The organism is Micromonospora hortensis (assembly GCF_022230935.1).
Classification (GTDB): Bacteria; Actinomycetota; Actinomycetes; order Mycobacteriales; family Micromonosporaceae; genus Micromonospora; species Micromonospora hortensis.
Genome location: NZ_JAKKFE010000026.1, coordinates 25710 through 48915, shown reverse-complemented (window position 1 = coordinate 48915; position 23206 = coordinate 25710). Strand labels below are relative to the sequence as shown.

General features: G+C 73.3%; 22 protein-coding genes. 5 read left to right on the top strand and 17 right to left on the bottom strand.

Going from position 1 to position 23206, the window contains the following annotated elements:
• Nucleotides 1-70 precede the first annotated feature (70 nt).
• From NIE111_RS18550 to NIE111_RS18540, 3 genes are all read right to left on the bottom strand, one after another.
• On the bottom strand, nt 71-1360 hold the full coding sequence (locus tag NIE111_RS18550) for an MFS transporter (RefSeq protein WP_238685588.1): 1290 nt from the start codon (nt 1358-1360) through the stop codon (nt 71-73).
• Nucleotides 1361-1512: 152 nt separating this feature from the next.
• On the bottom strand, nt 1513-2055 hold the full coding sequence (locus NIE111_RS18545) for a GNAT family N-acetyltransferase (RefSeq protein ID WP_238685587.1): 543 nt from the start codon (nt 2053-2055) through the stop codon (nt 1513-1515).
• A gap of 31 nt (nt 2056-2086) precedes the next feature.
• Nucleotides 2087-2575 (bottom strand): DnaJ family domain-containing protein, encoded by a 489-nt coding sequence (locus NIE111_RS18540; RefSeq protein WP_238685586.1) that lies wholly within the window; start codon nt 2573-2575, stop codon nt 2087-2089.
• Between the two features lie 229 nt (nt 2576-2804).
• Here NIE111_RS18540 and NIE111_RS18535 point away from each other — a divergent pair, with 229 nt between their 5' ends.
• The gene (locus NIE111_RS18535) at nt 2805-3455 is read left to right on the top strand and encodes a LysE family translocator (protein ID WP_238685585.1); all 651 of its coding nucleotides are present in this window, start codon (nt 2805-2807) and stop codon (nt 3453-3455) included.
• Nucleotides 3456-3463: 8 nt separating this feature from the next.
• Here NIE111_RS18535 and NIE111_RS18530 read toward each other — a convergent pair whose 3' ends face one another.
• Genes NIE111_RS18530 through NIE111_RS18520 form a run of 3 tightly spaced genes read right to left on the bottom strand, consistent with a single transcriptional unit; the run spans nt 3464 to nt 6328 of the window.
• Nucleotides 3464-4288, bottom strand: coding sequence for an SDR family NAD(P)-dependent oxidoreductase (locus NIE111_RS18530; RefSeq protein WP_238685584.1), 825 nt, complete (start codon nt 4286-4288; stop codon nt 3464-3466).
• On the bottom strand, nt 4285-5625 hold the full coding sequence (locus tag NIE111_RS18525) for a flavin-containing monooxygenase (RefSeq protein WP_238685583.1): 1341 nt from the start codon (nt 5623-5625) through the stop codon (nt 4285-4287). The genes NIE111_RS18530 and NIE111_RS18525 overlap by 4 nt, the downstream gene beginning before the upstream one ends.
• A gap of 55 nt (nt 5626-5680) precedes the next feature.
• Entirely contained in the window at nt 5681-6328 is a 648-nt protein-coding gene (locus tag NIE111_RS18520) for a TetR/AcrR family transcriptional regulator (RefSeq protein ID WP_238685582.1), read from the bottom strand.
• Between the two features lie 57 nt (nt 6329-6385).
• Between NIE111_RS18520 and NIE111_RS18515 the strand changes: the two genes are divergently transcribed.
• The 3 genes from NIE111_RS18515 to NIE111_RS18505 all read left to right on the top strand — a co-directional run bounded on the left by NIE111_RS18515 (nt 6386) and on the right by NIE111_RS18505 (nt 9498).
• Nucleotides 6386-7744 (top strand): MFS transporter, encoded by a 1359-nt coding sequence (locus tag NIE111_RS18515; protein ID WP_238685581.1) that lies wholly within the window; start codon nt 6386-6388, stop codon nt 7742-7744.
• 26 nt (nt 7745-7770) lie between these two features.
• A complete protein-coding gene (locus NIE111_RS18510) occupies nt 7771-8925 on the top strand; it encodes a coiled-coil domain-containing protein (protein ID WP_238685580.1) in 1155 nt (384 codons plus the stop codon).
• A gap of 231 nt (nt 8926-9156) precedes the next feature.
• Nucleotides 9157-9498, top strand: a complete 342-nt coding sequence (locus tag NIE111_RS18505) for an RNA polymerase-binding protein RbpA (protein WP_091398247.1) — start codon at nt 9157-9159, stop codon at nt 9496-9498.
• Nucleotides 9499-9584: 86 nt separating this feature from the next.
• On the opposite strand, the gene NIE111_RS18500 is transcribed toward NIE111_RS18505, so the two are convergent.
• From NIE111_RS18500 to kdd, 9 genes are all read right to left on the bottom strand, one after another.
• Nucleotides 9585-10115 carry an FxsA family protein gene (locus tag NIE111_RS18500; RefSeq protein WP_238681388.1) on the bottom strand — a complete coding sequence of 177 codons (531 nt, stop codon included), beginning with the start codon at nt 10113-10115 and terminating at the stop codon, nt 9585-9587.
• 92 nt (nt 10116-10207) lie between these two features.
• On the bottom strand, nt 10208-11017 hold the full coding sequence (locus tag NIE111_RS18495) for a polyprenol monophosphomannose synthase (RefSeq protein ID WP_238685579.1): 810 nt from the start codon (nt 11015-11017) through the stop codon (nt 10208-10210).
• A gap of 34 nt (nt 11018-11051) precedes the next feature.
• Nucleotides 11052-12755, bottom strand: a complete 1704-nt coding sequence (gene lnt / locus NIE111_RS18490) for an apolipoprotein N-acyltransferase (protein WP_372488359.1) — start codon at nt 12753-12755, stop codon at nt 11052-11054.
• Nucleotides 12756-13234: 479 nt separating this feature from the next.
• Nucleotides 13235-14572: a glutamate mutase L gene (locus tag NIE111_RS18485; RefSeq protein WP_238685578.1), complete on the bottom strand. Its 1338-nt coding sequence runs from the start codon at nt 14570-14572 to the stop codon at nt 13235-13237.
• 40 nt (nt 14573-14612) lie between these two features.
• Nucleotides 14613-15020 carry a 3-aminobutyryl-CoA ammonia lyase gene (gene kal / locus NIE111_RS18480; protein ID WP_238685577.1) on the bottom strand — a complete coding sequence of 136 codons (408 nt, stop codon included), beginning with the start codon at nt 15018-15020 and terminating at the stop codon, nt 14613-14615.
• Nucleotides 15017-15766, bottom strand: a complete 750-nt coding sequence (gene kamE / locus NIE111_RS18475) for a lysine 5,6-aminomutase subunit beta (RefSeq protein WP_308193702.1) — start codon at nt 15764-15766, stop codon at nt 15017-15019. The genes kal and kamE overlap by 4 nt, the downstream gene beginning before the upstream one ends.
• The gene (gene kamD / locus NIE111_RS18470) at nt 15763-17322 is read right to left on the bottom strand and encodes a lysine 5,6-aminomutase subunit alpha (protein ID WP_238685576.1); all 1560 of its coding nucleotides are present in this window, start codon (nt 17320-17322) and stop codon (nt 15763-15765) included. The genes kamE and kamD overlap by 4 nt, the downstream gene beginning before the upstream one ends.
• Nucleotides 17319-18884, bottom strand: a complete 1566-nt coding sequence (locus tag NIE111_RS18465; RefSeq protein WP_238685575.1) for an amidohydrolase — start codon at nt 18882-18884, stop codon at nt 17319-17321. Before NIE111_RS18465 ends, kamD begins: the two co-directional genes overlap by 4 nt.
• 4 nt (nt 18885-18888) lie before the next feature.
• Entirely contained in the window at nt 18889-19950 is a 1062-nt protein-coding gene (kdd, locus tag NIE111_RS18460) for an L-erythro-3,5-diaminohexanoate dehydrogenase (protein WP_504859147.1), read from the bottom strand.
• Between the two features lie 141 nt (nt 19951-20091).
• Between kdd and NIE111_RS18455 the strand changes: the two genes are divergently transcribed.
• The gene (locus tag NIE111_RS18455; protein ID WP_238685574.1) at nt 20092-21483 is read left to right on the top strand and encodes a KamA family radical SAM protein; all 1392 of its coding nucleotides are present in this window, start codon (nt 20092-20094) and stop codon (nt 21481-21483) included.
• A 55-nt stretch (nt 21484-21538) separates the two neighbouring features.
• Here the strand turns inward: NIE111_RS18455 and NIE111_RS18450 are convergent, their stop codons facing one another.
• Both NIE111_RS18450 and NIE111_RS18445 read right to left on the bottom strand, forming a co-directional pair.
• A complete protein-coding gene (locus tag NIE111_RS18450) occupies nt 21539-22597 on the bottom strand; it encodes a hypothetical protein (protein ID WP_238685573.1) in 1059 nt (352 codons plus the stop codon).
• Nucleotides 22597-23160: an RNA polymerase sigma factor gene (locus NIE111_RS18445; protein ID WP_238685572.1), complete on the bottom strand. Its 564-nt coding sequence runs from the start codon at nt 23158-23160 to the stop codon at nt 22597-22599. Before NIE111_RS18445 ends, NIE111_RS18450 begins: the two co-directional genes overlap by 1 nt.
• Nucleotides 23161-23206 lie beyond the last annotated feature (46 nt).

The following is a 23206-nucleotide window of genomic DNA, read 5'->3' as shown; positions in this document are numbered from 1 at the left end:
ACGGTTGCGAACGCTGCGCATGCCCTTCTCCTCTCCCCTCGGTGACGGCCCCCGTGCCCGCCAGGTGACCTCAGCGTCGGCCACGGACTGCTTCGGCGGTACCGGTGTCGGCGTTCGGAGTCGTTCGGGCTTGTTCGACCGGAGACTCGGACGTGGCAGGTCTGGAGTCGGGTCGCCGCTGCCACAGCGGCACGACAGCGAGAACCGCCACCGCGCCCGCCAATCCGCTGAACCCGATCACCGTGGTGGCCGGCCACCGCTCGGCGCCCAGACCCGCGAGGACCATCGCCGTCCCCTGCAGCCCACTGAGACCGGTGATGGCCACCCCGAACGCGCGTCCCCGGTACTGCGTCGGCACCGCCCGGCCGAACAACGCGTTCAGAGGGATGGCGAAGGCGCTCGCGGCTCCGGCCAGCACCAACAACAGGAGCATCATCCACAGCGGAGGGACGAGCCACGCCACCGTCAGCACGCCGGCCGACATCGCGGCCAACGGCAGGATGAGCCGTGGCCGGGCCGCCGGTGGACAGAACCGGGTGAGCGCGACCCCGCCGAGGGACATCCCCAACGGCGCCGCCGCCAGCAACAGCCCGACAGTGGCGGCGCCGCCACCGTACTGTCGGGCCAGCGGCGCCATCAGCCCCTCGGCCGCGTAGGTGAAGGCGCTGGCCGTCCACAGGAGGAGAACGTAGGACCGCAGCCGGGGATCGGCGAAGATCACCCGCAGGCCAACCGCCCGGGCCTCACCGGTCGGGCTCGACCGCGGTCGGGGCGCGGGGCGCGAACGCACACCGATCCCGATCAGAAGTGCCGACACCAGAAACGTGCCGGCATCCACCAGCAGGGCACCGCGCAGCGACAGCACCGCCACCAGACTCCCCCCGACGGCGAAGCCGACCACCTGCACGACCTGGGCGCAGATGTTGTCCACGCCGTTGGCCACCGCGTAGCGGTCGTCGTCGAGCACCTCCGGCATCAACGCCGCCCGCGCCGCCACGAACGGTGGCCGCATCAGGTTGACCACGAAGAGGAGCACCACCAGGGCTTGCGCGGGGAGGTCCGGCAGCGCCGCCAGCGGGATGAGCGCCGCGCGGCCAAGGTCGCACGTGATCATCACGCTTCGCCGGGGGAACCGGTCGGCCAGGCCGGACAGCAGCGGTCCGCCGGTGAGCCAGGCCAGGTAGGAACTGGCGTACGCGGCCGCCGCCAGCGCGGCCGAGCCGGTTTCGCTGAAGACGAGATACGCCACGGTCACGGCCGTGAGCTGGTCACCGGCCAGGGACAGCAGGTACGCACCGAACAGGTGGCGGTACTCGCGTACCGCGAACACCTCGGCGTACGTCGCGGCGCGCTCGGTCACGTCGCCCCGTCCCTCCCGCGCCGGCGGTCATCTGGGCGCTCGGCCCCGACCGTATCCGCGTTCGCGTCGTCGAGGCCGGGAGCAGGCGTTCGGACCTGTTCGGATCCGTTCGTGACAGGTGCGGACGGTCGGCGCGGGCAGGTGATGCCCGGCTACCCGGGATGCAGCGAGTGCCGGTGGCCGTCGAGTGGGAAGGGCGGCCGGGCCGGCAGCACCTCCTGGAACACGAAGCCGCACTTCTGCGCCACCCGGCAGGACGCGACGTTGTCCACCTGGTGCAGCAGGTCGAGACGCGTCACCTCGGGGAACCTGTCGAACGCCCAGCGGCTCAGCGCGGTGACCGCACGCGGGGCGACGCCGCGGCCGCGTGCCCACGACGCCGTCCAGTAGCCGACCTCCGGGGCCGGACGCTGCGGCGTGACCCCCTTGAGCACCACGTTGCCCACCAGCGGGGCGCCGTCGGCCTGCTCGTCGAGGACGGCGAAGGTGTACCGCCGCCCGTCGGCCCAGTCGCGCAGCGCGCCGTCCAACCACCGTCGGGCCTCGGCGGGGGTGGTCACCGGAGCTCTGGTCCAGCGGCGCAGGACCGGATCCCGGTACGCCCGCACCAGCTCATCCAGGTCGTCGGCGCACCACTGCCGCAGGACGACACCCGGCGTCGAGGGCATGTCGGGTGACCGAGATTCGATCATCATCGGCACAGTCTGCCGTGGCAGTGGCCGGCGGTCAGCCCCGACGGCGCCACCGACGCCACCAGCTACGGCGGGGCCGGCGCGTCGGCGGCAGAACGACCGCCGCTTCGGTGCCGGTCGTCGTCACCGTGGGGCGGGCACGTTCGGCGCGCCAACGGCGGACCACGTCCTCGGCGTTCACCGGGCGCACCGCGACCCGGGGGCCGTCGTCGGGGAAGCGCAGCCACGCCACGATCTGCCCGTTCAGCTGCCCCACGAAGTCGCGGACGGACTGTTCGGTGGGCAGGTCACGGACCTCGTCGGGGACCTGCTCGATGCGTCGGCGCAGTTGCAGCGACGTGGGCAGGAGCAGGTCGCTGGGGAGCGCCTCGCGCTCCAGGAAGCTCTTGATCCACCACGCCTCGTCGTACGGCGCCCCCCGACCGGGGATCGGCTTGCCCATGCCGGGCAGGTCGTCGAACTCGCCGCGCTGAACGGCGTCCTGGATCTTCGCCTCCACTGACGCTTCCCACGCCTCGGTCACCGTGCGGCACCTCCCTGGCCACCGTAACGCGCCGCCTCCGGCCGGCGACACGCACTTGCCAGGGGTCAGCACGTCCGCGACGGCGCGCATTCCCGCCGACTGTGGCGCCGTTGCGCCGAACGTGAGTGGATCACCACGGATCGCAGGCCACGGCCTGTCAGGTGGCCCTGGGGTGGGATGTTCATCCTGATTACGGTCGGTGTGGGGATTACCGAACGGGGGAAGCGTCGTGGTGAGTACTGGTGCACTGCTGGGTATCGCGTTGGTGGCGTTGGGGCTGGTGCTCACGCCCGGCCCGAACATGGTCTACCTGGTGTCCCGCTCGGTGGCGCAGGGCCGCCGAGCCGGTCTGGTCTCGCTGCTCGGGGTGGCCGCCGGCTTCGGCGTCTACCTGGCGGCGGCGGTCGCCGGCCTGGCCACCGTCTTCGTCCTGGTGCCGACGCTGTACGCGGTGGTGAAGCTGGCCGGCGCCGGCTACCTGCTCTGGCTGGCCTGGCGGACACTGCGTCCGGGTGGGCACTCGCCGTTCACGCCCGCGCCGCTGCCGCCGGACCCGCCCCGGCGGCTGTTCGCCATGGGCCTGGTCACCAACCTGCTGAACCCGAAGATCGCGATCCTCTACGTGTCGTTGCTACCGCAGTTCATCGACCCGACGCGGGGGCATCTGGCCACGCAGAGCCTGCTGCTCGGTCTGACCCAGATCGTCGTGGCGCTGAGCGTGAACGCGCTGATCGTGCTCAGCGCCGGCTCGCTGGCCGGGTTCTTCGCCCGCCGGCCGGTGTGGTTGCGGGTGCAGCGGTGGGTGACCGGCACGGCGCTCGCGGCGTTGGCCGTGCGGATCGCCGCCGACCGGTCGCGCGCGGCCGTCGCCACGCCCTGACCCGGTGCTCAGTGCCCCCGTTGGCGGCCGAGCATCCCGGCGGCCAGTGGCGCGGCGTCCAGGTCACCGGCGGCGAGCCGGGCGGCGAGGGTGCGGCGGACCAGTCGGTCGGCCAGCGCGGGAGCGTGCCGGCCGACGGCCATCTCCAGCCGGCCGCGTGCGGTGGTCGCCACGTCCCGGGGTGCCCGTCGGGCGGTGGCGGTCCGCAGGATCGCCGCGACCACCCCTTCGACGGGTTCGGGGCGCGACACTCCTCGCAGGGACAGCCCTGCCTCGGCGGTGCTGTCGTGGATCGGGGAGGCGACCATGCTCGGGTAGACGACGCTGACCCCGACGTGGCTGCCCACCTCGTGGCGCAGCGCGTCGGCGTAGGCGACCAGGGCCCGTTTGCTCACCCCGTACGCGGCCGCGAGCGGCAGCGGCAGCACCGCCATCCGACTGGATACGAAGATCACCCGTCCGCGTGCGGTGACCAGCGGGGGCAGCGCGGCGGCGGTGGTGCGCCAGGCGGCGAGCAGGTTGACCTCCAGTTGCCGGCGGACCACCTCGTCGGGCGGCAACTCGGCCGGAGCGGGACCACCGACCCCGGCGTTGTTGATCAGCAGGTCGAGCCCGCCGAGTCGGTCGACGGCGGCCCGCACCGCCGCCGGCACGGCGTCCGGGTCGGTCAGGTCGCAGCCCAGCACCGGAACGTCGTCGTCGGGACGGGCGTGCAGGTCGAGCCCCACCACCCGGGCGCCGGCCGCGCTCAGGGCGGCGCCGAGGTGGCGGCCGAAGGTCCCGCTCGCCCCGGTGACCAGCACCCGCCGACCGGCAAGTGTTCGGTCCCTCACCGGGGTGCCCCCACCGGGGGGGTCGCGCCGGAGCGGGCGCGGCGGGTCCCGGCGGTCAACTCCCTGGCCAGCTCGGCCAGGTAGACGTCGAAGTCCACCCGCATCGCCGGGCGGCGCTGACCCCAGCGGGCGGTCGCGGCCCGCAGTTCGGCCCGGCACGCGGCGCGCTGTCGCTCCGGGTCCGGCAGCGCGTACCGGCCGGCGAGGTGCGCCGCGATCAGCTTGGCCTGCGCCTCGACCAGCGGGAACGCGGAGCCGGTGGACTGCATCAACCCGACGAAGCTCAGCCCGGGGGCGTCGGGGTGGAACACGTGCCGGTACAACGGAAGGGTGTCGGCGCCTCCGGCGAGCAGCGCCGGGTCGAGGAACGGGACGTCCACCCGGTAGCCGGTGCACCAGATGATCAGATCGACGCTGTCGCTGCGGCCGTCGGTGAACTCCACCCGGTCGCCGTCGAGGGCGGCGACGCCGGGTCGGGCCTCGACGTCACCGTGGGTCAGCCGCGACAGCAACCCGTCGGAGAGCGTCGGGTGGTCCTGGAGGAAGCCGTGCGTCGGCGCGGGCAGCCCGTAGCGGGCGGGGTTGCCGACTGTGGTGCTCAGCATCGTCTGGCTGATGCGTTGGCGCAGACGCCACGGCAGCCGGCGGGCCAACGCCCCGTTGAGAGTGTCCGAAGGGCGCCCCAGCAGGTACTTCGGCACCACCCAGACGCCCCGGCGCAGCGACAGCAGGGTCCGGGTGGCGGCGTACGACGCGTCGACGGCGATGTCCATCGCGGAGTTGCCGCCGCCGACGACCAGGACCCGCCTGCCGACCAACTGCTCCGGGCCCCGGTAGTCGTGGCTGTGGATCTGCTCGGCGGTGCTGGTGCCGGGGTAGCCGGGGTCGGGCAGCCGGGGCACCCGGTTGTGCCCGTTGGCGACGACCACGGCGTCGACGGTGACCTCGACCGGGCCGCTCGGACCGCTGGCGGTGACCGTCCAGGTGCCGTCGGGGTGCTGGGTGACCCGCTCGACGGTGTGCCGCAGCCGGATGGTGTCGGCCAGCCCGAAGCGGGTGGCGTAGTCGGCGAGGTAACCGGCGACACGACGGTGGTCGGGGTAGTCGGGCCAGTCGGTCGGCATCGGGTGGTCGGCGAACTGGGTACGACCACGGCTGGTGTTGAGGTGCAGCGTGCGGTATGCGGGTGAGTCGGGTGCCCCGTACACCCAGAGGCCACCGACCTGCTCGGCGGCCTCGAAGCCCACAGTTGGCACGTCGGCGTCGCGGAGTGCCTTGACCGCGGCGAGGCCGGCGGCGCCGGCCCCGATCACCGCCACCCGCTGTGGTACGCCCATTGCCGCCCCCATTAATCCAACGTCCGATGGATAATCGTCGCGTGGCGGCGGCCCGTCAAGGGGTCGGCGGTCCGTACAGCCCGTCGAGCAGGCGATGCACGAACGCCCGGAACTCGCGCCGTTCCCGAGCCCCGGGCGCGCCCGCGGCCAGCGCCACCACGTGCCCGTGCGTCGCCCACACCAGACTGCGCACGGTGATGTGCGGGGTCGGCTCGGCCAGCGCTCCGGTCGCCGCGGCGGCGGTGAGCAGCTCCGCGACCAGCCGGTACAACGGGTCGGCGTAGCGCTGGTCGAGTTCGGCGTGCCGCTGCGGTTCCAACCAGCGGCGCAGCCACAGCGCTGTGGTCTCGGGGCGGTCCTCCAGGAAGTCGACGAAGACGTCGACCAGCTCGTGCAGGGCCCGCCGCGCCGCGTCCGGACCCGCGTCGAGAGCGGCGCGGGCCTGCTCGGCGGCCTCGGTCAGCACGTCCCGCTCGGCGGCGAACACCCGGGCGAAGCACGCGTCGTAGAGCGCCGCCTTCGTACCCGTGTGGTGCGCGACAGTGGCGACGTCGACCCCGGCGGCGGCGGCGACCTCCCGCAGCCCGACGGCGTCGAAGCCCCGCTCGGCGAAGAGCGCGGTCGCCGCGGTGAGCACCACCTCGCGGGTCGGCCGGGTCTCGTCACGGCGGGGCCGACCCGGGCGGCGGCGGGGCATGGTCATGACCGCCATTCTGCCCCTAGAATCCAGCAACCGTTGGATTGCGGAGAGGATGCGGCGATGACCGGGCTGGACCGGCGGCCCGCGGCCGCCACCGACGCGACGCTGCCGCGCGGCCCCCTGGCGGGCTTCGCGGCCGGCTCGCTCGGCATGGGTGTATGGGTGACGGTGCCCGGCCTGCTGCTGCTCTACTTCCTCACCGACGTGCTGGCCGTCGGACCGTGGCTGGCCGGCCTGGCGCTGCTGCTGCCGAAGATCGCCGACGTGCTGCTGCACCCCTGGGTGGGGCACCGCGCCGACGTCGAGCAGACCCGACGCGGCGACCGTCGTCGCCTGTTGCTGCTCGGCTGCGCCCTGCCTGTCGCGTTCGCCGCGCTCTTCGCGGTGCCCGGCGGCCTGACCGGCGCGCCGGCGGCGGCGTGGGTGGCGGTGTTCTTCATCGCCGGCAACCTGCTCTTCGCCGCCTACCAGGTCCCCTACCTGTCCACCCCGGCCGACCTGCGCATCGGCTATCACGAACGCACCCGGCTGATGGCGTTCCGGATGGTGGTGCTCACCCTGGGCATCCTGGTCTCCGGGCTGCTGGCCCCGCTGCTCACCGGCGGCGACGCGGCGACGCGGGACGGCTACCAGCGGATGGGCGTGGTCCTGGCCGTGGGGATGCTGGTGGCCATGCTGGTCGGTGTCGCCGGCATCGCCCGGCTGCGCGGGTCCGCGCCGGCCAGCGCCGCGTCCGGGCACGGTGGGTGGCGGGCGTTGCGCACGGCGCTGCGCGACAGGCAGTTCCGGTGGCTGGTCGCCGCGTACCTGGCGATGTCCACCACCACCCACCTGGTGCTCGCCGGGGTGCCCTACTACGCCGAGTACGAGCTGCGCGCCCCCGGCCTGACCACGGTGCTGGTGGCCGCGTTCGTGGCGCCGGCGCTGCTGGTCACCCCGGCCTGGCTGGTGGTGGCCCGACGCGTCGGCAAACAGCGGGCGCTGCTCGGCGCGCAGGGCGCGTTCGCGATCGGCTCGGTGGTGCTGGCGGTGGGCCGACCGGCCGGCCTGCCGGTGCTGGTCGCCGCGGTGGCGGTGCTCGGGGTGGCGTTCGCCGGCATGCAGCTGCTGCCGTTCTCGATGCTGCCCGACGTGATTCGCGCCGCCAGCAACGCCGGCAGCACCGGGGCCGGCACCTACACCGGGGTGTGGACGGCCACCGAGGCCACCGGCGCGGCCCTGGGCCCGTACGCGTACGCGCTGTGCCTGACAGTGGGTGGTTTCGTGGCGTCCACGGCCGGTGAGTCGCCGGTGCAGCCGGACGCCGCGCTCGCTGCGGTCCGCTACGGCTTCGGGTTGCTGCCGGCGGTGACGATGCTCGCGGCGCTGCTGCTGCAACGCCGCTACACCCTGGACGCCACAGCCCGGGCGGCGAGCTGATCGGCCGGCACTAGACTTCGCCCTCGATGGACGCCCAGCCCAGCACCACCGAGACCCGCCCGTGCGCCCACTGTGGAGCGCCGGTGCCGCAGCGTGTCGGCGCGGGCCGACCGTTTCGCTACTGCCGCGACAACGACGGCGCCTGCCAGCGCGCCTCCCGCAACAGCCGGATGCGCCACCGCAACGCCCCCGGTCTGTCCGGGCAGGTCGCCCGCACCTGGGAGGCGGTGGACCGACTCGACCAGATCGTCGAGACGTTGACCGAGTCGCTGCACGCCGAGTTGTCCCCGGTGGGTGTGCAGCGCCAGCTCGCGCAGGTCCGCGCGGAGGCCGCCACCGAGATCGCGGCGGCGCAGACCGAACGCGACGAGGCCCGCGACGACGCCGAGACCGTGGCGGCCGACGCGGCGCGCGCCCGCGAGCAGGCCCGCGAGGCCCGCGCCGAGGCCGACGACGCCCGCCAGCGCGCCGAGCTGGCGCAGCGGCAGGCCACCGCCGCCGACGAGCGGGCGCGGCACGCCGAGGCCGCCCGCGACCAGGCGCGCCACGATGCCAGCGCCGCCGAGGCGCTGCGCGCCCAGGCCGAGCGCGACCGCGACCAGGCCCGCGTCGAGGCGCGGGACCTGCGCACCGAGCGCGACGCGCAACGGCAGCGGGTGGCCGACCTGGGCGTGGAACGCGACGCGCTACGCGCCGAGGCCGAACGGGCCGGTCGGGCCGCCGCCGAGGCGACCGAGCGGGCCGGTCGGTGGCAGGCCGAGGTGCAGGACGTCCGCCGCCAGATCGAGCAGTCCCGCGCCGACGCGGCGCGGACCCGCGCCGAGGCCGCCGACGCCGCCCGGGCGCGCGAGCAGGCCGACCGGGCCCGCGACCGCGCCGAGGTCGCCGCCCGGCAGGCCGACGACGCCCGGCAGGAGGCCGCGGAGCTGGCCGCGCGGCTGCGCGCGGAGGTGGCGGCCCTGGCCGCCCAGCGCGACACGCTCACCGCCGAGCTGAGCGTGGCCCGGCAGGCCGCGGCGACCGCCGAGGGTCACCGCACCGCCCTGACGGTACGACTCGACGCCGCCGAGACCGACCGGGACCTGGCCCAGCGGCGGGTGGCGCAGCTCGGTGACCAGGTCAGCGACCTGGCGTTGGCGCTGGCCCGCCTCGGCGCCGCCACTCCCGGCGACGCCACCTGATGATCGTGGCGCAACCTTCGGTAGGCTCGGGCGGTTAACCTCCCCGGTGGCAGCGGACACACACCGTTGTCCCGACCCGCCTGGGGATCACCTCACCGGGTGAGCGTCCCGGCCGGTTACCCTTGGTCCCGGCCCACCCGTGGACGCCTCACGCCCTCGGGCGGGAATGGCTCGACGGGGACGCACCGTTACACCCAGAAGACCAGCACCACGAACGAGGGGAAGTCGATCATGGGCGAGCGTATGCTGCGCGGAAGCCGCCTTGGCGCGGTGAGCTACGAATCCGACCGCAACACGGAGCTCGCGCCGCGTCAGACCCGCGAGTACCTCTGCGCCAAGGGCCACCAGTTCGAGGTGCCGTTCGCCGTCGACGCCGAGGTCCCGACGACCTGGGAATGCAAGTTCGACGGCAGCGTCGCCCGACTCGTCGACGGCAACGAGCCGGAGCAGAAGAAGGCCAAGCCGCCGCGTACCCACTGGGACATGCTTCTGGAGCGGCGTTCCATCGCCGAGCTGGAGGACATCCTGGAGGAGCGCCTGCAGGAGGTTCGGACCCGCCGCGGCCGCGCCTGAGCCGCACGACGCACGACGACGGCGCCCCCGGGGTCTTCCCCGGGGGCGCCGTCGTGTCTGTCTTCAGCGGGGTAGCTGGCCTGGTCTCAGTGCCGGCCGGGTTCGACGATCTCGCCCTCGATGGCGCGACCGCCGTCGACCACCACCGGCTGTTCCGGCTGGGGAGTCGGCTGCGGGGTGGGTTGCGGCGCACCTTGGCGCACCCGCACCGTGCGGGGCCCGAACAGGTCACCGGCGACCATCGACGACACCCGCCGCTCGGTGGCGCGGCGCACCCCGGCGCGGGCCAGTCGACGCACCGGCGGCACCAGCAGCAGCAACCCGACCAACCCGCTGACCAGGCCGGGCACCGCCAGCAACAGCGCGCCGGCCAACCCGACGAGCCCATCGGTCACCTGCCCACCCGGTGGCTGCCCGGCCGCCGCGGCGGCGCGGAACCCACGCCAGGCGCGCATCCCCTCGCGGCGCAGCAGCACCAACCCCAGCAGGGACGCGGCGAACACCAGCAACACCGCCGCGCCGAACCCCAGCGCCCGCCCCACGCCGACGAACACCGCCAGCTCCAGCACCACCGCCAGCAACAGGGCCAACGGTACGAACCTCAGTCCTCGGCGCATCTCACCTCATCGCCATTCCTGCGGACACCACGGACGTGTTCCGCTCATCCAGCATGACACGGCCGCGCCCACGGCCACCGCGCCTGACCCGCTCACGGCCACCGTGCCTGGCCGGTGGCGGTGCCGTGCAGGCCCCGGCGCACCGCCTGGCGCCGGTCGCGCACCCCCCAGGCGGTGATCCGCCACAGCGCCTCGGCCACGATCTTCGGGCTCATCTTGCTGTCGCCGCGTTCCCGCTCGGCGAAGGTGATCGGCACCTCCACGATCCGCACCCCGGCCCGGTGCGCCAGCCGCGACAGCTCCACCTGGAACGAGTAGCCCTGCGAGGTCACCGACTCCAGGTCGATGGCGTCCAACGCGCTGATCCGGTACACCCGGTAACCGCCGGTGGCGTCCGAGACGGGCATGCCCAACGCCAGTCGCGCGTACAGGTTGCCGCCACGCGACAGCAACAGCCGCCGCAGCGGCCAGTTGAGCACCCGCGCGCCCCTGGTCCACCGGGACCCGATGACCACGTCGGCGTCGCGGGCGGCGTCCAGCAGCGCCGGCAGGTCCTCCGGGGCGTGCGAGCCGTCCGCGTCCATCTCCACGACCGCCTGGTAGCCACGCTCGCGCGCCCACCCGAACCCGGCCAGGTACGCCGCACCCAGGCCCTGCTTGCCCTGGCGGTGCATCACCTGCACGTGCGCGTCGCCGTCGGCGAGGGCGTCGGCGATCGCGCCGGTGCCGTCGGGGCTGTTGTCGTCGGCGATGAGGATCCGCACCGCCGGGGCGGCCCGCCGGACCCGGCCCACGATCACGGCGATGTTGTCGGCCTCGTTGTAGGTGGGGATCACCACCAGCACCCGGCCCACCCCGGGCACCTCGTCCGCGCGTCGGATCGTATCGGTCGCCTGGATCACGGTTCCTCCGCTCCCGCCGGCGTACCGGCTGTTGCTATCCGGGCCTGACCCGCTGCCGCCGGCGCAGCACCGCCGCGCCGACCAGGGCCGCCGCGGCCAGCGCGGCGAGCGCCACCTCGGGCCACCAGCCGAGGCGGGTGGCGAGGGTACGTCCGTCGTCGAGCCGCAACTGCCGCACCACGACCTCCCGGGTGTTGAACCCGGTGGCATCGCTTACCCGCCCGTCGGGTGCGACGAACCCGGACACCCCGACCGTGGAGGCCATCAACGCCGGCCGTCCGTGCTCCACCGCCCGCAGCCGCACCATGGCCATCTGCTGGCGGGCCTCCGCCACGTCGAAGGTGGCGTTGTTGGTCTGCACCACCAGCAGTTGCGCCCCGCCGGTGACGGTGTCGCGGACCACCTCGTCGTAGGCGACCTCGAAGCAGATCACGTCACCGAGCACTGTGGGGCCGGCGCGTACCACGCCCGGGGTGCTTCCGGGTACGAAGTCGTTGCGGATCAGGTCGACCTTCTTGCTGACCATCCGGGCCACGTCGCGCAGCGGCACGTACTCGGCGAACGGCACCGGGTGGCGTTTGGTGTACAGCTGCCCAAGGTCCGCGCCGGTGCCGGGGCGCCACAGGATGCCCGCGTTGCGGACCTGCCCGGCGTCGGGACCCAGCAGGACCGCGCCGACCAGGATCGGCGCGCCGATGGTGTCGGCGGCCTGGGAGATCCGCGCACCGGCGGTGGGGTTGCGCAGCGGGTCGATGTCGCTGGAGTTCTCCGGCCACACCACCAGGTCGGGTCGCCGCTGCTGCCCGGCGGCGACCCGCTCGGCCAGTTCGATGGTGGCGTCGACGTGGTTGTTGAGCACCGCCTGCCGTTGGGCGTTGAAGTCCAGGCCCAGCCGGGGCACGTTGCCCTGCACGATCGCCACGGTGACGGTGTCGCCGGACCCGGCGGTGGCCACCGGCACCAGCAGGCCCCCGGCGGTCAGCGCGACGGCCACGACGGCCGGTACGACCACCGGCGTCCACGGCCGCGCCGCCGCACCCCCGGGGCGTGCCGGGCCGCCCAGCGGGCCGTCAGCGCCCGGCGCGGCGTCGCCCGGCGCGGTGGTGGGCTCAGCTGCCCGGCGTCGGGCGGTGACCCAGCCCCGCCAGGCGGCGGTGACCAGCAACCCGCCGATGAGGGCCACGACGAAGGTGACCAGCGGGGCGCCGCCGAGCGCGGCCAGGCGCAGCAGCGGTGAGCCGTCCTGGCTGAACGCCAACCGCCCCCACGGGAACCCGCCGAACGGGGTGCGGTCGCGCAGCGCCTCCTGCCCGACCCAGAGCAGCCCGGTCAGCGCCGGCCACGCCCAGCGGGCGCGGTCGACCAGCGGCGACACCCAGGCGGTGGCCACCCCCAGCAACGCCAGGTAGCCGGCCTGCAGCAGCGACAGCAGCACCCACGGCAGGTAGCCGGTGTGCAGGTTCGTCCAGGCCAGCAGCGGGGCGAAGAACGCCACCCCGGTCAGGAAGCCCAGGCCGGCGCCGGCGCGTAACCGCCGCCGATGCGCGGCGGCGGCCAGCAACGCCACCCCGACGGGCGCGAGCGGCCACACCCCGTACGGGGGGAACGCCACCAGCAGGGCCAGCCCGGCGGCCACGGCCAGGGGCACGGCGACCCGCAGCGGCAGCGGCCGACCGGGAACGACCGGCCGGGGCAGCGCCGCCGGGGTGTGCGTCTCATCCCGGTCCAGGGTCGTCACCGCTTCACCTCGATCACGGGGCGAAGGTTACCTGGCTGGCGGGTGCACCGGACCGGTCGGGCCGTCGGGCACGAACCGCCCGGTGGACATGAAATCGGGGCGCGGCTCGCGCCGCGCCCCGATGCTCCCAGGCCCTTCCCGGCCGGTGTGGCGAGGATGGGGCACGACGACCTTCGGACCGACCGGACGTGGACTGGCTGCCCCCGCCGGGCCGTTGTCTACTGGCCGTGCACCTCACCCTGCCCGTACACCGGTAACCGCGGCCGGTTCGCGCCGCCCCGCCGACCCCCGCCCGCTGGACCTGGCCGCCGCGACGATGACGCTCAAAAATGTCGCTCGGCCAGCGGACGAAGGGACGAAGCGAACAACAGCCGCTTCCCGTGGTAGGACTCAAAGACGGTACGTGCCGACCCCCGTCGGTTGTCAACCCGCAGCCGGCCTGTCGTGTGTTGCGACACGGCGTGTCGGGTCGGCGAGTCTCAATGCGTCCGCAGATGCTGACGCAGCAGCGCCTGCGCCGCCCCCCGGTGCTCCTCGGCGAGCAGCCCTCCGGCGGCCAACACGTAGTCGGCGTCGACCACCGCCGCGGCGGCGCGCGGCAGCGCCCACCCGCCGGCGTGGTCGGCCAGGACCGCCGTCAGCACCTGCCCGGACACGTCCGGCGGCGAGTGCCGCAGCACCCCACCGGAGCCCACCAGCATCCGTACGTCGCGCAGGTCCCTCCCGGCCCGCTCGCCGGTGGCGGCGCCCCGGGCGTGCCGGCGCAGCGCCACCGTCGCGGCGAGGGTGGCGATGCGCCGGTCCACGGCCCGCTCGACGTCGTCGACGGCCAGGAACGCCGGGTCGGCCGCCCGCCGCGCGGCAGCGGCACCCAGGTCGTCGGCCTCGCCGTCGGTGAGCAGCCGCTCCTCCGCGGCGGCCCGCACCACCCCGGGGGCGCTCCACCGCATGCCCAGATCGCCCTCCACGGTGCGGGCCCGCCACAGGCTGCCGGCGACCTCCCGGCCCGGCCCGGTGGCCCGCTCGTCGGGCGTGAGCACCGAGTACACGTCGGTGGTGGCCCCACCCACGTCGACGACGGCCAGGTCACCGCCCAGGGTGTCGGCGAGCACCTCCACACCGGTGAGCACCGCGTCGGGGGTCGCCGCCCGCACCAGCCGCGCGAACCGGGCACCCCGCGACAGTCGTTTACCACCGATGACGTGGCGCAGGAACACCGCGCGGATCGCCGCCCGCGCCGACGCCGGGGCGAGCACCCCGATGCGCGGCAGGACGTTGTCGGCGTCGGTGACCGGCACCCCGGCGTCACGCAGCAGCCCGGTCACCTGCTCGCGCACGTCGGCGTTGCCCGCGTACACCACGGGCCGGCGCCACCGGGCCCGGGCCAGGCGGGTGGCGTTGTGGGTGACCGTGTCGGCGTCGCCGCCGTCGGTGCCGCCCACGAGCAGCACCACGTCCGGGCGGGCCGCCCGCAACGCCGTCAGGTCGGCGGCGCCGAGCCGTCCGGCCACGACGTGCACCACGTGCGCGCCGGCGGACAACCCGACCCGCCGGCCGGCCTGCGCGGTGACCAGCGGCTCGTAGCCGATCACGGCCAGGCGCAGCCCACCACCGGCCGACGAGCACACGTACCACGGCACGTCGCGCGCGCCGAGCCCGGCGGTGGCCGCCGCGACCGCGGCGTCCAGGCCGTGCAACACGTCGGTGCCCACAGTGGTGGGCGCCGACGCCGCACCGGCCAGGACACCGGCGGCCAGGTCCACGACCGCCACCTTCGTGTACGTGGAACCGACGTCGGCGCAGACCGCCAGGCTCACGAGTTTCCCTGTTCGCGACTGCGGGGCTCGCAACCCCGGCTCACTCCTCGCGACTCACGCTGGCGGCGGGGACGACCACGGTGCCGGTCGCGGTGACCGCCACGATCGGCGGGTCGAGGACCTCCGCGGCGGACGCGCAGCGGTCCGGGCGACCCCGGCACACCACCGCGCACTCCAGTTCGAGGGTGCGGCTGCGGGTGCCCACCCGCGACACCCGCGCGGTGACCTCCACCACGTCCCCGGCGTGCACGGGCGCGTGGAAGCGCACATCGGCGTACCCGGCGAACAGGCCCTCGTCACCGTCGGTGCGGATGCACACCTCGGTGGCGACGTCGCCGAACAACCCCAGCGCGTACGCCCCGTCAACGAGGTTGCCGGCGTAGTGGGCGTGCGAGTACGGCACATACCGCCGGTGCGTCACCGTCAACCCGAGCCGTGCGTCGGTCATGCCATCGCCTTCCTTTGCGTGATCAGGGCGTGCACGAGGTAGCTGGCCACCTCGCCGGGCGTGGTGCCCCGACCGAAGATCCGGTCCACGCCCAACTCGTCGGTCATCGACTCGTCGAAGCGGGGACCACCGACGATCAGCAGCGGACGCCGCCCCGCCGGCATCGCCTCCCGGAACGCGGCGGACATCTCCCGGGTGTTGTGCAGGTGCGCGTCGCGTTGGGTGACCACCTGCGACACGAGCACCGCGTCGGCCTTCTCCGCCCGGGCGGTCTCCACCAGCTCCGGCACGCTGACCTGCGCGCCCATGTTGGTGACCTTCAACTCCCGGTAGTACTCCAGGCCCTTCTCCCCCGCGATGCCCTTGACGTTGAGGATCGCGTCGATGCCCACCGTGTGCGCGTCGGTGCCGATACACGCCCCGACCACTGACAGCTTGCGCCGCAACCGCTGCTTGATCACGGTGTTGACGTCCTTCGCCGACAGCAGCGCGAAGTCGCGTTCCACCACCTGCACGGCGCCCAGGTCGACCAGGTGGTTGACCCGCCCGTAGACGACGAAGAACGTGAACCCGTCGCCCATCGGCCTGGCGTGCACCACCATCGCCGGGTCGATGCCCATCTTGTTGGCCAACTGCACCGCCGCGCCCTCGGCGCGCTTGTCGTGGGTCACCGGCAGGGTGAACGACACCTGCACCATCCCGTCACCGGTGGTGTCCCCGTACGGGCGCACGATCTGCTTGCTCACGCGGCGGCCTCCAGGATGTCGGTGGCCGGGTTGCAGTAGTCGGCCTCGTGCGCGGCGACCCCGGACAGGCCCTTGCCGCGGTCCGCGGGCCGCTTCATGATCCCGAAGGTGCCCTCGGCGATCGCCGTGAGCAGCGTCTGCTCCCCGATGCGCTCCAGTAGGTCCAGTGCCTCACCGAGGACCTGGTTGGCGCGGCGGCGGATGAACCCGCCCGGCGCCGGCACGAAGTCCTCGTGCAGCCCACCGGCCGCGCCGAGGACGTAACGCACGTTCTGCAGGGCGATGTCCCGGTCGGACAACCACGGCGTCACCACCGCCTCGGTCATCATCCCCACCAGCAGGATGCCCTGACCGGTCAGCGCGCCGGCCAGGTTGAAGAACCCGTCGAGCAGGTTGCCCCGGAACACGTCACCGGTCATGTGCTTCGTCGGCGGCATCCACTTCAACGGGGCGTCGGGGAACAACTCCCGGGCCAGCAACGCGTGCGCCAACTCCAACCGGAACGACTCCGGCACCTCCGGGTTGATCTCGAACGCGTGCCCCAACCCCAACTGCCAGTCCGCCAGCCCCGCCTCGTGGGCGAAGAACTCGTTGAGCAACTGCGACACCGTCACCGTGTGCGCCTCGTCGACAGCGTCGGCGGTGGTCAGGTAGTTGTCCTCACCGGTGTTGATGATGATCCCGGCGCGGGCGTGCACCTGCCGGGAGAACCGCTGGTCGACGAACGTGCGCACCGGGTTGATGTCGCGAAACAAAATCCCGTACATCGAGTCGTTCAACATCATGTCGAGGCGTTCCAACCCGGCCAGCGTCGCCATCTCCGGCATGCACAGCCCGGACGCGTAGTTGGTCAACCGCACGTAACGGCCCACCTCCTTCGACGACTCGTCCAACGCCGCGCGCATCAGCCGGAAGTTCTCCTGCGTGGCGTACGTGCCGGCGAACCCCTCCCGGGTCGCGCCCTCGGGCACGTAGTCCAGCAACGACTGCCCGGTGGACCGGATCACCGCGATCACGTCCGCGCCGGCGCGCGCCGCCGCCTGCGCCTGCGGAATGTCCTCGTAGATGTCGCCGGTGGCGACGATCAGGTAGATCCACGGCCGCTGCGCCGGGTCGCCGTGGCGCTTCACCAGCCGGTCCCGCTCGGCGCGCCGCCGGTCGATGCGCCGAATGCCCGCGCCGACCGCCTTGCGCGCCGCCGACCGGGCCGCCGTGGCCGCCCTCCCGGTGGGCAGGGCGAACCGCACCGACCCGGCGGCCGCCTTCTGCGCCAGCAACGTCACGTCGGTGCTGCCCTCACGGACCAGGGCGTCGAACACCGGCACCGCCACCCCGTGACCCAACCCCACGTCCGCGGCGACCGCGTCGACCAGCCGGTTCACCCACGGAATGCCATCCGGGTCGGCGCCGGTCACCCCGGCCAACCGCAGCACCGCCCGCTCCACCGACACCGTGGTGTGGCTGCGCGCCAGGTCCACCACCGGCTGCCCGGCCCGACGCGCCAACTCCCGCGCCCGCGCCACCAGCACCGGATCAAGATCAAGCTTTCCGGTCATGATGACCCTTCCTCGTAGATGACCTCACCGCGCAGCACCAGACGCCGGCACACCGGCAACGGCGTCGGATCGTCCGGACCCCGCGCCTCCGGGTCCTCGGCCTGCAACACCGGCAGACCCCGCTCGACCCCCGCCGGCGTCGACCACACCGCGAACGTCGCCGGCGCACCCAACGCCAGGACCCCCTCGACGTCCAGGTGCACCGCCCGCCACCCGCCCCGGGTATGCGCCGCGAACGCCGAGCGCACACCCATCCGCTGCGCCGGGTTGTGGTGCGCCACCGCCGCCCGCACCGAACCCCACGGGTCCAGCGCGGTCACCGGCGAATCCGACCCGAACGCCAACGCCACCCCCACCGAGTGCATCGCACCCATCGGGTTCGACTCCAACGCCCGGTCCAACCCCAACCGCGTCTCGTACATCCGGCCCGCGCCGCCCCACAACCGGTCGAACGCCGGCTGCATGCTCGCCACCACCCCGTACTCCACGAACCGCGCGATCAACGCCTTACTCATGATCTCCGCGTGTTCGATGCGGTGCCGGGCCGCGCGCAACCGCTCCACCCCCACCGTCCGCGCCGCCGCCGCGAACCCGTCCAGGACGGTGCCGATCGCCGCGTCACCGATGGCGTGGAAACCGCCCTGCATGCCGTGCGCCGCGCAGTCCAACAGGTGATCGCGCACCTGCTCGACCGACAGGTACCCGTGCCCGCAGCCATCACCGTCGCCGTACGGCCGAGACACGTGCGCCGTGCGCGAGCCCAACGCCCCGTCGGCGAACAGGTCCCCACCGGCGCCGACCGCGCCCAACTCCCGGGCCCGCGCCGCGCCACCCAACTCACCCCAGTACCCGTACACCTCCGGCAACCCCGCGCCGGAGATGCCCAGCAGACCGGTGAAGTCCTCCTCGTCGGAGATCTCCGGGCCACCACACTCGTGCACCGCCGCGATCCCCAACGACGCCGCGTGACCCAGGGCCACCCGCTGCGCCGCGACCCGCTGCGCCCGACTCACCGACGCCTGCGCCGCCGCCCGCACCACGTGGTGCGCGTCGCGCCGCAACCAGCCCGACGCGTCGTACCCGGCCGCCTGCGCCGCCTGCGGACACGCCGCCAGCAACGCCGACGACACCAACGCCGAGTGGATCGACGCCTGCGACAGGTACACCCGCCGGCCACCGGCCGCCCGGTCCAGCGCCGCGGCGTCCGGCAACGTCGGATCCGACCAACCCGACTCGTCCCAGCCGTGCCCCAGCACCACCGCGTCCGCCGGCAGACCCGCCGCGAACCCCGCCACCGCGTCGAGCAGCTGCCCCGCCGAACGCACCCCGGACAACGCCAACCCGGACAACGCCAACCCGGTGTCGGTGGCGTGCACGTGCGCGTCGACGAACGCCGGCGTCACCAACGCCCCGCCCAGGTCCACCACCCGGTCGGCCGGCGGCGCGTCACCGTCGGTCCCCAACCAGGCGATCCGCCCACCGGACACCAGCAGCGCGGTGGCGCTCGGGTCGGCGGGGCAGTGCAGCACGCCGCCGCGATACAACGTCGAGGGGTTCGTCATGACCTCAGTCTGCCGCGACCCGCGCCGCGAACAGCTGACGCACCCCAGGCTCGGCCCGCAGCAGCCCCAACGCCAACTCCGCGTGCCCCGGCACGTACCCGTTGCCCACCAGCATCGTCACGTCCGCCGCCAACCCCTCCGCGCCCAACGCGGCCGCGGAGAAGCTCGTCGCCATCGAGAAGAAGATCACCGTGCCGCCGTCGGCGGTGGCCAGCACCGCCCCGTGCTCGCACCCCGGCACGTCCACGCAGACCACCGTCACGTCCGCCGGCACCCCCAGCGCCGTGGTCACCGCGGTGGACAACCCCACCGGGTCACGCGCGTCGGCCAACGCCACCACCGACGCCAGACCGGCGGCCGTCAGCGCATCGCGCTCCGCCGCCACCGGCACCACCCCGACGGTACGCGCGGCGCCCGCCCGTCGCGCCGCCGCCAGTGACAGCGACCCGCTCTTACCCGCCCCACCGATCACCGCGACCCGCACCGGCGTCGGATCACCGCTACGCCGACGCTCCTCGACGTAGCGCGACACCACCCGGGCGGTCAGCGCGGGCGCCCCGCACACGTCCAGCACGGCGAGGGACAACTGCGGGTCCTCGCCGTCGGGCAGCACAGCGGCGATGGAGCGCGCGAACAGGATCGCCCACCCGTCGCAGGGCACCTGCTCGCTGCGCCCGTCCCAACGGGCCAACCCATCGGTGATCACCAGGGGCGTCAACGTCAACGACACCAGCGTCGCGACCTGCTGCCCCGCCCTGAGCCCCAGCGGAGACCGCCGACCGGCCTCCTCGACCGTGCCGATCAACATCCCGCCGGAACCGGTCACCGGGTTCTGCATCTTCCCCCGGGTCGCGATGATCTCCAGCACCTCGGCGCGGACCGCGTCACCGTCCCCGCCGTGCTTCTCGGACAACTGCCGGAAGCTCGCCGCGTCCAGGTTGAGCCGCTGCACCCGGATCCGCACCTCGTTCGGCGCGATCGCCGCCGACGTGTCCAGGCGCCAGGCCGCCTGCGGCAGCACCCCCGCCGGTTGCACGACGCGGTGCAGTCCCACCGGTGACGTCACGCCAACCTCCCCCTGACAGCCGTTCGAAGCCCCGGTCAAGGCTCGCGTAACGGGAAAACTTACGGCAGACTAGTTTCTGTACCGAATATTTTCCAGTAGCCTTCGGGCTCCGATGATCAGCCGCAACACCGAGGAGGGGCCGTGACCCAGACCATCCCGCACCCCCGTCACGTCCCGGCCGCCACACCGACCGCCGGGCAGCCCTACGAATACCACCGCCGCCCCCTGGTCGAACCCGACTGGACCCGCTTCCCCGGCTGGCGCCACGTCACCCGCGACCAGTGGGAATCCGCCCAGTGGCAGCGCGTCAACTGCGTCAAGAACATCAAGCAGCTCCGCGCCGTCTTCGGTGACTTGATCGACGAAACCTTCTACGCCGACCTCGAAGCCGACCAGTTGGCCCTGGCCACCATGTCCATGCTGGTGCCACCACAAATGATCAACACGATGGTGCCGTTCGCGACCCTCACCACCGAGGCGCTGCTCGCCGACCCCATCCGCCGCTACATGATCCCGGTCGCCTCCGACCGACGCACCGACTGGCCCTCACACCCCTACGCCAGCCGCGACAGCCTCCACGAGCACGACATGTGGGTCGCCGAAGGGCTCACCCACCGCTACCCGACCAAGGTCCTCGCCGAACTGCTCTCCACCTGCCCCCAGTACTGCGGGCACTGCACCCGCATGGACCTCGTCGGCAACTCCACCCCCGCCGTCGACAAACTCAAACTCACCCTCAAGCCCGTCGACCGCTACGACGCCCACATCGCCTACCTCAAGGCCCACCCCGGCGTCCGCGACGTGGTCGTCTCCGGCGGCGACGTGGCCAACGTCCCCTGGCGCAACCTCGAGTCGTACCTCATGCGCCTGCTGGAACTGGACACGGTCCGCGACATCCGGCTCGCCACCAAGGCCCTCATGGGCCTACCCCAACACTGGCTGCAGCCCGACGTCGTCGAGGGCCTGGAGCGGGTGGCCCGCACCGCCGCCCGCCGAGGCGTCAACCTCGCCATCCACACCCACGTCAACCACGCCCAGTCGCTCACCCCACTGGTCGCCAAGGCCGCCCAGACCGCCCTCGACGTCGGCGTCCGCGACGTCCGCAACCAGGGCGTCCTCATGCGCGGCGTCAACGCCACCACCCCGGAACTGCTCGACCTCTGCTTCGCCCTCCAAGGCGAAGCCGGGATCCTGCCGTACTACTTCTACATGTGCGACATGATCCCCAACGCCGAACACTGGCGGGTCCCGGTCTGGCACGCCCAGCAACTCCAGCACGACATCATGGGCTACCTGCCCGGCTACGCCACCCCCCGCATCGTCTGCGACGTCCCCTTCGTCGGTAAGCGCTGGGTGCACATGCTCACCGACTACGACCGCGAGCGCGGCATCTCCTACTGGACGAAGAACTACCGCACCTCCATCGAGTCCGCCGACCTGGAGGCGCTCAACAAGCGCTACGCCTACTACGACCCGATCGACACCCTGCCCGCCGACGGCCAGCAGTGGTGGAACGACCACCGCGACGACTGACCCACCGACAGCGGCGCCCCCGGGGTGGTCTTCCCGGGGGCGCCGCTGTCTTCCGTCACTGGCAGCCCAAGCCCGGGACGTAGGAGGGTCGCAGGGTCCCAGCCGAAATCTCGTCGGCGTACTCCCAGAACACCTCCGGCCAGTCACCGGCCTTGTCCATGTCCCGCAGCACCCGCCACCCGTGACTGCTCCGCAACGCGTCGGCGGCCCGCCGCACCCCGGCCTCGTCCCCACTCGCCCTCGCCCGCTGCCACTCCGCGATCCACCCGCAGCCGACCCGGGACGTCACACCCACACCGAACTGGTACGAGTCACTCACGCCGATGTCCTCCAGCGCCGCGACGTCGAACCCGGGCGGCAGCGGCACATCGGCGAGCACCTTCGCCGCCCTCTCCCCCACCGGCATGACCATCTCCGCCGGAAGCGCGGCCAACCACGTCCGCGCGTCCACCCGGACGATGTCCGCGAGAACCCTGTCCAGGTCCTCACGCGACCAGTTCCCGGAGGTGCTCATCTCCACCACCACGTCGTCGTGGGGACGCAACAGCACCGTGAAATCACCGTTGAGGTTCTGGAACAGATCACCCGGCCAACCAGCGACCCGCACCGACTTCGGAGGACCGTCGGCCAGCCGATCGGAATAGCGATACGTGTACACCCACGCCGAAAACCAGTTCATCTCCAACTCCCGCTCACCCCGGCGAAAACGGATCATGCCCAGCTCCTCGGTGAACCCCGACAGATCAGTCACCTTCCAGCCAGGCCGATCGATCAGCAGCCGCGGGTTCCGCTCCGCCGCCGCCAGCACCAACGGCGAAAAGACGACCCCCTCGGCCGGGGTGACAATCGGAGAAACCCCACCGCCCTCGGCCTGCCCCCGCAACACCATGGAGGCCGGCACGACGCTCATGAGCACCGCTGCCGCCGTCACCACGCCCGCGAAGCGACGCACCCGCAACCGCCGCCGCGCAATACCGGCACCGCCCTCGACCCCCGACTCGGACACGATCTCCTCCAAGAGGGTTCGCTTCACCCCTGCGAGGTCCCCGACGCCACCGAGCCCACCCGGGTCGGCATCCCGAACCAGCCGGTCAACACGCTCATCGCCGCTCATCAGTCCTCCGTACGGGTAGGCGCGGTCAACACATCCAGCACATGTCCGGGCGGCCCCGGGTCGTCACCGACCAGCCCCCGCAACCTCGCCCGCGCCCGCGACAACCGGGTCCGAACCACGGTGGAACCCACCCCCAGCACCGCAGCCACCTCATGCGGCCGCAGACCCTCCCAGACGGTCAGCATCAGCACCTCCCGGTCCACCTCGGCCAGACCCGCCAACGCCGCCCGAACCGCAAGCCGCTCCGGCACCTCACTCCCCGGATCGGCCACCGAAACCACGATCTGCTGGCGCAACCGCTCCCCGAGGCGCTGCCGCCGAACACCACCACGGTGCTGGTTGGCCAACACCCGCCGGGCCACCCCGTACAGCCACAGCCGAGCCTCACCGCCGTCCGGAATGTCCTGCCGGCGACGCCACGCCACCAGGAAGGTCTCCGCGACGACGTCGGCCGCATCCTCCGGATGCGCGACCCGACGCAACGCGTACGCCAACAGCGCCTCGAAGTCCTCGGCGTAGACCCGCCGGAAGCGGCCCTCGTCCTGCTCTGTCCCTGAGCTCACATCCAGTCCATGTCCGGTGTGACGACAACCGTGACAGCCCGCACCG